The 12793-nt window shown below is 64.8% G+C and carries 11 protein-coding genes; 3 read left to right on the top strand and 8 right to left on the bottom strand.

Features of this window, described 5'->3' with window-relative positions:
• Positions 1-223, top strand: a 223-nt coding sequence (locus tag QMK22_RS08110; protein ID WP_283497103.1) for a hypothetical protein, incomplete at its 5' end; no start/stop codon positions are given.
• Positions 224-414: 191 nt separating this feature from the next.
• Here QMK22_RS08110 and QMK22_RS08105 read toward each other — a convergent pair.
• Genes QMK22_RS08105 through gabT form a run of 5 tightly spaced genes read right to left on the bottom strand, consistent with a single transcriptional unit; the run spans position 415 to position 7088 of the window.
• Positions 415-1965, bottom strand: coding sequence for an APC family permease (locus tag QMK22_RS08105; RefSeq protein ID WP_283497102.1), 1551 nt, complete (start codon positions 1963-1965; stop codon positions 415-417).
• 6 nt (positions 1966-1971) lie between these two features.
• A complete protein-coding gene (locus QMK22_RS08100) occupies positions 1972-2844 on the bottom strand; it encodes a universal stress protein (protein ID WP_283497101.1) in 873 nt (290 codons plus the stop codon).
• Positions 2841-4202, bottom strand: coding sequence for a flavin monoamine oxidase family protein (locus QMK22_RS08095; RefSeq protein WP_283497100.1), 1362 nt, complete (start codon positions 4200-4202; stop codon positions 2841-2843). Before QMK22_RS08095 ends, QMK22_RS08100 begins: the two co-directional genes overlap by 4 nt.
• 25 nt (positions 4203-4227) lie before the next feature.
• Complete coding sequence (locus tag QMK22_RS08090; RefSeq protein WP_283497099.1) at positions 4228-5724, bottom strand: NAD-dependent succinate-semialdehyde dehydrogenase; 1497 nt, start codon at positions 5722-5724, stop codon at positions 4228-4230.
• Positions 5721-7088 carry a 4-aminobutyrate--2-oxoglutarate transaminase gene (gene gabT / locus QMK22_RS08085; protein ID WP_283497098.1) on the bottom strand — a complete coding sequence of 456 codons (1368 nt, stop codon included), beginning with the start codon at positions 7086-7088 and terminating at the stop codon, positions 5721-5723. The genes QMK22_RS08090 and gabT overlap by 4 nt, the downstream gene beginning before the upstream one ends.
• 137 nt (positions 7089-7225) lie before the next feature.
• Between gabT and QMK22_RS08080 the strand changes: the two genes are divergently transcribed.
• Positions 7226-8797: a PucR family transcriptional regulator gene (locus tag QMK22_RS08080; RefSeq protein WP_283497097.1), complete on the top strand. Its 1572-nt coding sequence runs from the start codon at positions 7226-7228 to the stop codon at positions 8795-8797.
• Here QMK22_RS08080 and QMK22_RS08075 read toward each other — a convergent pair.
• Entirely contained in the window at positions 8787-9464 is a 678-nt protein-coding gene (locus tag QMK22_RS08075) for a DUF8185 domain-containing protein (protein ID WP_283497096.1), read from the bottom strand. The two genes, QMK22_RS08080 and QMK22_RS08075, sit on opposite strands and share 11 nt — an antisense overlap.
• Positions 9465-9532: 68 nt before the next feature.
• Between QMK22_RS08075 and QMK22_RS08070 the strand changes: the two genes are divergently transcribed.
• Positions 9533-10408 carry an acyl-CoA thioesterase gene (locus tag QMK22_RS08070; RefSeq protein ID WP_283497095.1) on the top strand — a complete coding sequence of 292 codons (876 nt, stop codon included), beginning with the start codon at positions 9533-9535 and terminating at the stop codon, positions 10406-10408.
• A 71-nt stretch (positions 10409-10479) separates the two neighbouring features.
• Here QMK22_RS08070 and QMK22_RS08065 read toward each other — a convergent pair whose 3' ends face one another.
• On the bottom strand, positions 10480-10950 hold the full coding sequence (locus tag QMK22_RS08065; RefSeq protein ID WP_283497094.1) for an acyl-CoA thioesterase: 471 nt from the start codon (positions 10948-10950) through the stop codon (positions 10480-10482).
• Positions 10951-10976: 26 nt separating this feature from the next.
• Positions 10977-12659 (bottom strand): energy-dependent translational throttle protein EttA, encoded by a 1683-nt coding sequence (gene ettA / locus QMK22_RS08060; protein ID WP_283497093.1) that lies wholly within the window; start codon positions 12657-12659, stop codon positions 10977-10979.
• Between the last annotated feature and the right edge of the window lie 134 nt (positions 12660-12793).

The raw sequence follows: 12793 nt of genomic DNA, 5'->3' as shown, positions 1-12793 counted from the left end.
ACTCCTCCAGCGGCCGCTGCTCGACCATCCGGCAGCGGACCCGCGCACGGCTGCAACCGCAGACTGCAGGTCGGTGGGCAACGAGGGTCTCGAGGGCCTCGCCGTTCTGAGGGGTCCCGACGGGCTGGAGGGTTTCGAGGGTCTCGAGGGTCTCGACGGTCTCGACCAGCGAGATGGTGACGGTCCGAGACCGAGTCGACCCCACGACGACTACCGCAACTGAACTGCCAGGTGGCACCGCGTCACGACTCACGGCTCGGCATCGCAGCGTCGCCTGCGCGACACGACTCACGGCTCGGCATCGCAGCGTCGCCTGCGCGACCCGACTCACGGCTCGGCATCGCAGCGTCGCCTGCGCGACCCGGGGGCGGCATCCACTCTCAGTAAGCGGATGCCGCCCCTCGCGCGGACCGGCTACTCGTCCTGCTCGCCGTAGCGCGGCGCGGCCAGGCTGAGGGTCTCACCACGGAAGAAGGCGGGGCGCACCTTGGACTGCACGACCATGATCACGACGCCGATCAGCAGGATGGCCATTCCCAGAACGAAGACCAGGCCCAGGCCGAAGACCTCGGAACCACTGCCGTAGTTCGGGTCCATGCTGTCCACCAGGGTGGTGCAGAACAGCACTGTCAGGATGATGCCGCCGAGAAGCGGAAACACAAAGGTGAAGAATGCGTTGCGCACGGTGGCGAACCACTGGCGCCGAAAGTACCAGACCGCGGCGAATGCGGTCAGGCCGTAGTAAAAACAGATCATCATGCCAAGGGTCGTGATGGTGTCCCAGAGCACGTCTTCGCTGATAAACCTCATGATGGTGTAAAAACCAGCGGCGACTACTGCTGAGGCGATGGTGGCGTACCCGGGCGTGAAGAAGCGCGGGCTGACCTTCGCGTAGGCCGGCGGCAGGGCGCCGTAGTGGCCCATCGCGAGCAGAGTCCGCGCCGGTGAAACGAAGGTGGACTGCAGCGAGGCAGCGGAGCTGGACAGTACGGCAATGGACATCAGCACGGCGAACGGGCCAAGCGCCGGGCCGGCTAACGCGAAGAACACGTTGCCCTGAATCTCCGGGTTTCCGAGGCCAACGCCCACACCGCCGACGCCGGCAAAGGAGATGGCCGCGATGGCAACGAACAGGTAAAGCACCATAACGATGATCACAGTGAGGGTGGCAGCACGGCCGGGAGTCGAGCGGGAGCCCTTGGTTTCCTCCGACATGGTCAGAGTGACGTCCCAGCCCCAGAAGATGAAGATCGACAGGCTCAGTCCGGCAGCAAACGCGGAGAAGGAGCTGACGGCAAAGGGATTGAACCACGACAGCGAAACCGGCGTCGGATCGAAGGCCGAACCGTTGGCAATGTGCACGAAAGCCATGATGCCAAATCCCACCAACACCACCAGCTGAAACCCGACCAGCCAGTACTGCAGCTTTTGGGTGGTCTGCATATCCCGATAGCTGATCCAGGTAGCAGCAAAAATGAACACCAAACAGGTGCCGACATTGATAAACGGATTGCCCGCGAGGCCCGCGATCTCGGCACTGTTGCCGAAGATCTGCGAGAGCATCAGGTAGAAGAAGTCGACCGCGATCCCGGCGAGGTTGCTGAGCACCACGACGGTCGCGGCGATCAGCCCCCAGCCCGCCATCCAGCCGACCCACGGCCCGAAGGCCCGGGTCGCCCAGGTGAAGCTGGTACCGCTGTCGGGCATCGCCTTGTTCAGTTCTCGATAGCCCAGGGCCACGAGCAGCATGGGAATGAACCCGGCGATGAAGATCGCCGGCAATTGCAGGCCTACTTCGGCGACCGTCGGGCCGAGGGCGCCGGTGAGCGTGTAAGCCGGAGCGATGCAGGATATGCCGATGATCACGGCCCCGACCAACCCGACGGAGCCGGCGCTCAGGCCCTTCTTGGAAATGCCTCCCGTCGACTTTTCAACGGCTTCACTGGCGTCGATTTCTAGTGTCATGTTCTCTTACTCCCCCACCGTCGCGGTGAAATCTCGCGGCACCACAATCAGTGGCACCGGCAATTCGCGCAGCATCTTTGCCGCGATCGAGCCAAGAAAAAGTCGATGTGGTTGCGCCAACCGGCTGGAACCGACAAGGCATACCTCGCTCGGATCCCAGTGCAGGCCGCGCACGGCATGCTCCACGCTGCTGCCGGAGGCGACGCTGGCTGTGACGTCGAGCCCGTCCATCAGGTGTTCGGTGGCATAGTCGAGCACCGACTGTGCGTGGTCGGCGGCAAGTTGAATCGCCTGCGCGTCGGTTCCGGGACGATCGATCGCAACGAGGGAGACCAGCCGAAGCGGGGCATCCACAGTGCGGGCCAAACGGATGCCGGCCGTCAGCAGTCCATTCGCTCCCGGTTTTGTTCCCACCGCGCAGGTGACTCGGCCGATCGGTTCGTGCGTGCCCATCAGTCGGGTGCCTTCCGGGGCCAGGGCCACGGGAACCGGGGATGAGTGCAACAGACCACCGGCGACGCTTCCGATCGCAAAACGGCCGAGCAAACCGTGGGTGGCCGCTCCGACCACGATCAGGTTCGCCTGCAGCCGCGAGGCCGCGGCGAGCAGCCCCTGGGTAAACGAGTCGGCGTGCTCCAGGTGGGTGTGCACGGAAATGCCGGCGGGCACGAGGGTGAGCGCTTCAGCCAACCAGCCCGCAGCCGCCTCGAGCAGAAAAGTGTCATAACCGGGATCGGTGGGGGTGAGCGTGGCGCGCTCCCCGCCGTTGAGCACGAGCACGATGTCAAGCTCGGAGCCGGGCGAGCGGGCGAGACGTACGCCCAGGGCGAGGGCATCCGCACCCGCTGGGGTTGCGGTGTAGCCGACCAAAAACCTCACGCGAGCTGGCGTGCGGCGAGGATCGCCGCAGCGGTCTCCTGTCCGACCCGAATGGCTCCGTCGACGTGCTGGTAGCCCTTGCCGGCCATATCGCTGCACGAGAAGGAGATCGGGCCAACGGGGCTGCGCAGCTCGGCGCCGTACCGGGCCAGTCCGCCCATGTCGAAGCTGGCCGCGTAGGCCCCGCGGGTCCATTCCTCCGTGCCCCAGTCGCTTTCGTAGTACACCACGGGGTGCAGCGCCTGCTCGCCGTAGTAGTGCGACAGCGACTCGAGAATGCGTGCCTTGCGCTCGTCCGCGTTCAGCGCGAAGACGGCATCCGCCACTTCATCGGAGACGAAACCCACCAGTGTGCCGCGCGGGTCTTCAAAATTAGTGTTGTCATACGCCTCGTGCACGAGTTCGTAGGGGCTGAACGCGGTTCCGGAGAGGTCGTCGGCACGCCAGAACGGTGTCTCGTAGACGGCGTGCACCTTGATCACAAAGCCCATGGAGAGGTGCTGGTGCAGCTGCTGCTGCCGGCGCGGCAGGGCCGGCACGAAGCTGATGCGACTGATCAGGGGCGGCGGAACGGCCACGATGGCGTGCCGGGCGGTCACCGTCATGCCGTCGGCGACGACCGTGACGCCATCATCGCTCCAGGTCAGGCTGCGCACCGGCTGCCCGAGGTAGACGTCACTGCCGAGTTTCTCGGCCAGCAACAGTGGTACCTGCTGCAGTCCCCCGATCACGCGTTCGTCGAGAATGAAGTCGGCGTCGACGAGGTTGCTGAACGACCCGGCGCTGGCCGCCATCAGCAAGGCCTGCAGGGCCGAGAAGGCGTGGGCCGGTTTGGTGAGCATGGCCCCGGCAATGAACATACCGATGTTGTCGCGGGCTTCCTGGTCATCGGTCTGGGTCTCCAGCCAGCTGCTGAACGACACCTCGTCGAGTTCTTTGGCGAGCGGATGCTCCCACGGGCGATCCGGGTTGATCTCGGCCACGAGAACATCAAGCTTTTCGATCAGGCCCACGATCTGCGCTTCGGTAGCGGCCGGAACCGGAAAGATGTCGCCGTCAAACCGGCTGAGCACACCCGCCCCGTTGATGTAGACGTTCTGACCGGCCCGATAGCGCGGATAGGTTTTCAGGCCAAGCTCGACCAGCGTGTCCTTGAGAGCATGCTGGTCGGGCGAGACCCACTGACCACCGATCTCGAGCATGGCGCCCTCGATCTGGTCCGTCCACAGGCGCCCACCGACACGGTCGCGAGCTTCAAGTACGGCAACGCTGAGGCCGGCTTTCTGCAGTGCGGTCGCGGCGGTGAGACCGGATGCCCCTGCGCCGATGATAACGACGTCACGATCAATCGTGGTCATGGTTGCTCCTGTGGTGTGTGCCGGATTAGGTCCCGGGTATGAGGGTGTACTTGGTTGAGAGGTATTCGTGGATGCCTTCGAGGCCACCTTCACGACCAAGCCCGGACTGTTTGACGCCGCCGAATGGTGCTGCGGCATTCGAGACGAGGCCGGTGTTCAGGCCCATCATCCCAGTATCAATACTCTCGATCATACGGTGCCCACGGGCGATATCGTTAGTGAAAACGTAACCAATCAGACCATATTCGGTGTCATTTGCCATTTTTATGGCGTCTTCGTCTGTTTCGAAGGTTGAGATCCCCACGACCGGGCCGAAGATCTCTTCCCGCACCATGCGGCTGTCAGCGGTCACTCCGGTGAGCACGGTCGGGGCGTAGAACGAACCGGGACCGTCGGGGCGAGTTCCGCCGGTGAGCAGCGTGGCGCCATGCGAGATGGCGTCCTGCACGAGAGCATCGATGTTATCGACGGCCGAGTCGGTCACGAGCGGCCCGAAGGTCACCGAGGGGTCGATACCGGGTCCCTGCACGAGGGCATTCACCCGGTCGGTGAGGCGGCGCCCGAACTCGTCGGCGATCGACGCGTGCACGATGAACCGGTTGGCTGCCGTGCACGCCTGGCCGGTGTTGCGAAACTTGGCGAGCATGGCGCCAGTGACGGCCTTCTCGATATCGGCATCAGCGAAAACGAGGAACGGAGCATTACCGCCGAGTTCCATCGAGGTGCGCAGCACGTTCTGGGCTGCTTGGGCGATGAGCGCACGCCCGACCACCGTTGACCCCGTGAAGCTGAGCTTGCGCAGTCGGGGGTCAGCGATAATCGGGGCCGACACGGCCTGTGACTGGGTCGTCGTGATGACGTTTACGACGCCGGCAGGCACGCCGGCATCCGCCAACAGCTGCACAAAGAGCAGGGTGGTCAGCGGGGTGAGCTCGGCCGGCTTGACGACGACCGTGCAGCCCGCAGCCAGTGCCGGGGCGATCTTACGAGTGGCCATGGCGAGCGGAAAATTCCACGGCGTGATCAGGTAGCACGGGCCTACCGGCCGCTGGGTAACGACCATCGTGCCGGTACCCTCCGGGTTGGCGCCGTAACGACCACTGACACGCACGGCCTCCTCGCTGAACCAGCGGAGGAATTCCCCACCGTAGGTGACCTCGCCGTTGGCTTCGGCGATCGGCTTGCCCATCTCCAGCGTCATGAGCATGGCGAAATCGTCGCGACGCTCCTGCAGCAGGTCGAACGCGCGGCGCAGAATCTCGGCGCGCACCCGCGCCGGGGTGGCCGCCCATGAGGCCGCTGCTTCGGCGGCGGCATCGAGCGCGCGGGCACCATCAGCCACGGAGGCGTTCTGAATCCGCTTGAGAACCTGCCCGGTCGCCGGGTCCGTCACGACGATGGGGTCGCCGGTGCCGTTTTGCCACTCCCCATTGATGAACAGTTGGTCGGGCACGCGGGCGAGCAACGCGGCACTTCGTTCCTCGGTCGACGAGTGAACGACGCCCTCGAGCAGGGCGCTCATGCTGCGGCCAGGGCGTCGCCGAGAACCTGAAGGCCCTCGAGCAGCAGGTGGTCAGGGATGCTCAGCGGCGGCAGAAAACGGATGACGTTGCCATAGGTACCGCAGCCCAGAAGAATGACTCCCTGTGCGTGGGCGGCCGTAATGACCCGACCGGTCAGCGCGGCATCCGGCTCCCCGGTGGCGGCATCGACGAGTTCGATGGCCATCATGGCGCCACGGCCGCGCACCTCGCCGATGCGAGGGTCCGCTGCGGCGAGCGCCCCCAGGCGCTCAGCCATGATTTTTCCCATGCTGGCAGCTCGATCGACCAGGTGCTCAGATTCATAGGTATCGATGGTGGCCAGCGCGGCGGCGCAGGCCAGCGGATTGCCGCCATAGGTGCCGCCGAGGCCGCCGGCCTGCGGCGAGTCCATGATGTCGGCGCGCCCGGTGACGGCCGACAGCGGCAGGCCGCCGGCGATTCCCTTGGCGGTGCAGATCATGTCGGGCACGATGCCCTCGTGCTCGCAGGCAAACATGTGCCCCGTGCGGGCAAAGCCGGTCTGAATTTCGTCGGCGATGAAGACGACCTCATTGGCACGGCACCAGGCGAGCAGGGTGGCCAGAAATCCCGGTGCAGGAACGATGAATCCGCCCTCGCCCTGGATGGGTTCGATAATGACGGCGGCGAGGTTGCTCGCGCCGATCTGCTTCTCGATCTGCGAGATGGCACGGTTTGCGGCCACGACACCATCGAGACCACCGTCGCGCAGGGGGTACGACATGGGCGCCCGGTACACTTCGGGGGCGAACGGGCCGAAGCCGTTCTTGTAGGGCTGGTTCTTGGCGGTCAGGCCCATGGTGAGGTTGGTGCGGCCGTGGTATGCGTGGTCGAAGGCGACAACGGCCTGCTTGCCGGTGAAGTGGCGGGCAATCTTCACGGCGTTCTCCACCGATTCGGCGCCGGAGTTGAACAGCACGCTGCGCTTATCGTGATCACCGGGCGTGAGGCGGTTCAGCGCTTCGGCCACCTCGATGTAGGAGTCGTACGGTGCGACGGTGAAGCAGGTGTGGGTGAACTGGGCCAGCTGGGCGGCGACGGCGTCAACGACCTTCGGGGCGCTGTTGCCGACACCGGTGACGGCAATGCCCGATCCGAGGTCGATCAGCGAGTTGCCATCGACGTCTACGAGAACGCCTCCGCCGGCGGCCACAACATATACGGGCAGCGTGATGCCAACGCCGGCCGAAACGGCCCGTGCTTTGCGCTCGCTCAGCGCGCGCGATTTGGGTCCGGGGATGCTCGTGACGAGCTTGCGTTCCTGTGCCAGAGTGGGGCCACCGAGCGGGGTGCTGGTGGGGCGAGCAGTGTCTACGAGTGTCATAGGGGTTCCCTTCGCAAAAGGTGGGCGGTATCGCGGCCACGATGCCATTGCGGCAATGCTAAGCAGCAGAGGACCCCGCACGACACCTCCCAGATGTATAGTCGATGCAGAATCTTTCGCCCGACTGTATAGGACTCATGCTCCCCACACTGCGCCGCCTTCTCGCTGACCCGAATCTCGGTCTCACCCTGCTCGGCGACACCCCTCCGGCCGCACTCGAGGCGATGCTCGATCGGTCCGTCGAGTGGGTGCACAGCTCTGACCTGGCCGACCCGACCCCGTTTTTATCCGAGAATCAGGTGCTGCTGACGACGGGCACCCAGTTCGGGAGCGATCTGGCATCGGCTGGGGATTACCAGCCCTATGTGCAGCGTCTGCGTGAGCACGGCATCACCGCGCTCGGTTTCGGCACCGAGGTCATTCGAGACGGCACGCCGGATGGCCTCCTCGCGGCGTGTCTCTCCCTCGGCCTGCCGCTCTTCGAGGTGCCCTATCGCACCCCGTTCATCGCCGTGGCCCGCGCTGCCGGGGACCTCGTGGCCGAGGATCGTTACGCTCGCGCCACCTGGGCGCTGCGGGCACAACGCGCCATTGCCCTCGCCGCGCTCCGCCCCGACGGCTTGAGTGCGACGCTGGCCGAGCTTTCAACGCAACTCGGCCACTGGGTCGCGCTGTTCGACGCGAGCGGCACCCTCGACCGGGTGTTTCCCCGCGGCACCTTCACCGCCGCCCCCGACGCCCTCGCCACCGTGCAGCACGAGGCTCGACGACTACTGGCCCGCGGGCAGCGCTCCAGCAGTGCCGTCAATGCCGGCGGTGAGACGCTCACCCTGCAGACTCTCGGCGGTCACGATCACCTGCGCGGTGTGCTCGCCCTCGGCGGACCACGTGCCCTCGATCAAGCCAGCACCGAGGTCGTCACGAGCGTGATCGCCCTGGCCGGTCTGGCTTTGGAACAGAACAACGCGCTCGATCGCGCCCAGGGACTGCTCCGCTCCGGCCTGATGCACACCCTGCTCGGTGGCGAACAGAAATTGGTCGAACAAATCTCCCGCCAGATGTGGGGAGAGCTCCCGGCGGCACCGGTTCTGGTTGCCGTCGTCGATGCGCCGGCTCCGCGGCGCGACGCCATCACCGAGTATCTGGAAGTGCGCGTTGAAGACTCCCCCGGGCAGTTGTTCTTCGCCCGCCAGGACGACGTCATGGTCGTGTGTCTTGCCCGCTCGGCCCGCGGCATCCTCTCAGATTTGTGCACACTGTTTGACCTGCACGCCGGCCTGTCAGACCCGACTACCTATCGCGAGCTGCCGCGGGCCCTCGATCAGGGCCATCAGGCGCTTGCCCGAGCCCGGGAGAGTGCACCGGGCGTGACCGAGTTCGGCGTCGTCGCCCAGCAGGGCGTGCTGGCCCTGCTGGCGAGAACGGATGCCCGCGAGGTGGGCCTGGCCACCCTCGCACCGGTTCTGACCCACGATCGCACGCACTCCACCGAGCTACTGACCACCCTGCGAGCCTGGCTGCTCTGCAACGGGCACTTCGGCGCGGCCGCAACCCAGCTCGGAGTGCACCGACACACGGTGCGCACCCGCATTCAGCTGGCAGAACAGCTGCTCTCGCGCGATCTGAACGCGTTCCCGGCGCGCGCGGATCTCTGGGCAGCCCTGCTCGCCACCGACAGTACCGTGGCCGAACCGATGATCAGGCCGTGATGGTCCACGGTTTGCGCCGCACCAGAACGTGGCCGCGACTCGTGCTGAGGCGTGTCCACAGCCCGGATTCGTAGAGCTGCACCGGCTCCCCCTCGGCGAGAAACCCGAGGCTGAAAGCCGCGAAACCGGCGCCGGTCGGCACGAATTCCAGCCCGTCCACCTGACGGCTCCATACCTCAGAGCGCACTCGCTCAACGATCAGCTCGCCGGCACCTTCCGGCACCGCGGCGGCGACCTCGTCGATGCCCGATCGAGCGGCCGCTTCGAGGTGTGCTGCCGGCGTCTGACCGTGCGGCTCCCAGCCACCCTTCGGCGGCGAGATGCCTGCCCAGGTCACGGTGTTCACCTCGAGGGGCACGGTGACGATGACCGGCAGGGTCAGGTCACGCGTGGTGGATTCAAGGCGTTTGAGGCGTTCCAGCAGGGACCGCACCGGCACAACTTTATCGAGGTCGACCGACTCCTGCAGGGCAAAGGTACGCAGGCCCAGCACGGTCGGGCTGGCGTCGAGCAAACCGCGCGGATAGAAGATGGCGGTGTACACCGCCAGAACGCCCTTGGAGGCAATCAGGCGCGCGGAACCATCGAGTACCCGCCCGGAGCGGGACAGAAACACGATCAGGTCGCTGAGGGACTGGGAATCGGTAAGAGTGAATGACTGGCTCATCATCTCCTAAACTACCAAGATACGAAACATCCGCATGCCGCGGCCGCGAACTTGCCCGAGGAGACAGCATGCATAAGCCCATGGAAGGCCTTCTGGCCGTTCTCGATCTCACCGATACCGGTGCCCGCACCAACGAGGATATTTTTACCGGCCCGTCGCAGTGGATGCCACTCGGCCGCGTGTTCGGCGGGCAGGTGCTGGCCCAGTCGCTCGTCGCCGCGATGCGCACCGTGCCCGACGAACGCCACGTGCACTCCATGCACGGTTATTTTCTGCGCCCCGGCGACGTCAACCAGCCGATCACCTTCTCGGTCGAACGCATTCACGACGGTCGCTCTTTCTCCACCCGGCGCACGCAGTGTTACCAGGACGGCGTACCGATCCTGTCGATGATCGCCTCATTCCAAGACGCGGACGAAGGACTCGAGCACCATCTGGAGATGCCGACGGATATTCCTGATCCGGAGAGTCTGCCGACGGCATCCGATGCACTCGCGCACATCGACCATTCGGTGGCGCGATACTGGGCCAGCGAACGCCCTTTCGATATGCGCCACATTCCCTCACCGATTTATCTCAAGGTCAACGGTGAGCACACCTCCCGCCAAGCCGTGTGGATGAAGACGTTCTTGCCGCTGCCCGACGATCCGGACCTGCACCGTGCAGCGCTTGCCTACGCCAGCGACTACTCGATCATGGAACCCATCATGCGTCGGCACGGTGTGGCCTGGTCATCTCCCGGCCTGAAGGTTGCCAGCCTGGACCATGCCATGTGGTGGCACCGCTTCGGTCGGGTCGACGAATGGCTGCTCTACGTGCAGGATTCTCCGAGCGCGCAGGGCGGCCGCGGCCTGGCCACGGGCAGCATCTTCAGCCGTGAGGGCGTGCTCCTGGCCACCGTCGCGCAGGAAGGCATGCTGCGCGTTCCTATCGTGCTGGAATAGTTCGGACCGTAGTCGTTCGCACCGGGCAGCGCGCGCTCCATTAGCGCGCGCTGCCCGACACCCGGCGCGGGTCAGCGCCGGGAGAACTCGATCGGGGCGTCGAGGTACGGCGTCCAGGCCGCACGCTCGGTGTCGTTGATGCGGCGCGGCCGTGTGCTCGCAGCGTCAACGAGCACAATCGTGGTGTTCGCACGGGCGTACAACACCTCGGGTGTGACACCTTCGGGGCTGTATACCTCGTAGCAGACGTCGAGGCTGGCCCCGCCGAGTTTGCCCAGCCACAGTCGCACGTCCAGCGGCTGACGCAGGTAGGGTACCGGCGCCAGGTATTCAATCTCCTGCCGAGCAATGAGCGTGAGGGTCGCTGCCCCCGGGCGACCGTCGAGCACGGCCGTGCTCGCGCCGATTGCACCGTCGTCTTCGTTCACCCAAAAGGCCACGATGCGCGCCTCCTCGAGCAGGCGCAGCATCTCGGAATTATTGACATGACCGTAGGCGTCGAGGTCGGACCAACGCAGGCGAATCGGTACGTGCAGCTTCACAAAGTCTCCTGGAGTCGTCGGGCGGTTTAGTCGCGGGTGAGCTTGCGATAAGCGGAGCGGTGCGGCTTCGCCGCGTCGGGTCCGAGCCGCTCGATCTTGTTCTGCTCGTAAGACTCGAAGTTGCCCTCAAACCAGTACCAATTGGCCGGGTTGTCGTCCGTTCCTTCATAAGAGAGGATGTGCGTGGCCACCCGGTCGAGGAACCACCGGTCGTGAGTGATCACCACAGCACAACCGGGAAACTCGAGCAGCGCGTTCTCGAGAGAACCGAGGGTTTCGACGTCGAGGTCGTTTGTGGGCTCGTCGAGGAGCAGCAGGTTGCCGCCCTGTTTGAGGGTGAGCGCCAGGTTCAGACGGTTGCGCTCACCACCGGAGAGCACACCGGCTTTCTTCTGCTGGTCGGGGCCCTTGAACCCGAAGGTCGACACGTAGGCGCGCGACGGAATCTCGGTCTTGCCGACCTGGATGTAGTCCTGCCCGTCGGAGACGACCTCCCACAGCGTCTTCTCCGGGTCGATGCCGCCACGGTCCTGGTCAACGTAAGAGATATCGACAGTTTCACCGATCTTGAGTTCACCGCCATCGAGCGGTTCTTTGCCGACGATGGTCTTGAAGAGCGTGGTCTTTCCCACACCGTTCGGGCCGATGATTCCGACGATGCCGTTGCGGGGCAGGGTGAAGCTGAGGTTGTCGATGAGCATGCGCCCGTCGAAGCCCTTCTCCAGCTTGGTGGCGTCGATGACTTGGGCGCCGAGGCGCGGGCCGACCGGGATGACGATTTCTTCGAAGTCAAGCTTGCGAGTGCTTTCGGCGGCGGTGACCATCTCTTCGTAGCGCGCCAGTCGAGCCTTCGACTTCACCTGGCGGCCCTTGGCGTTGGAGCGCACCCACTCGAGTTCGTCGGCGAGACGACGCGAGAGCTTCGCGTCCTTCTTGCCCTGCACCAGCAGACGTTCCTGCTTCTTCTCCAGGTAGGTCGAGTAGTTACCCTCGTACGGGTATAGGTGTCCCCGGTCGATCTCGGCGATCCACTCGGCCACGTGGTCCAGAAAGTACCGGTCGTGAGTGACAGCGAGTACGGCGCCCGGGTACTTGGCGAGGTGCTGCTCAAGCCAGAGCACGCTCTCGGCGTCGAGGTGGTTAGTGGGCTCGTCGAGGAGCAGCAGGTCGGGCTTCTGCAGCAGCAACTTGGTCAGCGCCACTCGACGCTTCTCACCACCGGAGAGGTTCGCGACGCTGTAATCCCCCGGCGGGGTACGCAGGGCGTCCATGGCCTGTTCCAGCTGGGAATCGAGGTCCCAGGCATCCGCTGCATCGATGGCTTCTTGCAGCACGCCCATTTCGGCAAGCAGTGTGTCGAAATCGGCATCGGGTTCACCGAGGGCGAGGCTGATTTCGTTGAAACGGTCGACCTTGGCCTTGATCGGCCCAACCCCCTCCTGCACGTTTTCCAGCACGGTCTTGCTCTCGTCGAGCTGGGGTTCCTGCATGAGGATGCCGACGGAGTAGCCCGGGGACAGTCTCGCCTCGCCATTGCTCGGGGTGTCCAGGCCAGCCATGATCTTGAGAATCGTGGACTTTCCGGCACCGTTGGGGCCAACGACACCGATCTTGGCGCCGGGAAAGAAGGACATGGTGACGTCGTCAAGGATCAGCTTTTCGCCGATCGCCTTGCGAGCGCGGACCATTGAGTAAATAAATTCAGCCACTCGTACTCCTAAAATCGTGGGTATGGAATCAAAACAGAGGGCAGCCATATGCGTGCGACTCTCCAGAGAGAGTGCCGTCTCTACGTCTATCGCCGAGTAAAACGTCGACCTCTGCGCTCTCGTCGAGCGCAGGG

This window comes from Cryobacterium sp. PH29-G1, assembly GCF_030063365.1.
In the GTDB taxonomy this organism is placed as follows: domain Bacteria; phylum Actinomycetota; class Actinomycetes; order Actinomycetales; family Microbacteriaceae; genus Cryobacterium.
This window is presented reverse-complemented; position numbering and strand designations above follow the sequence as displayed.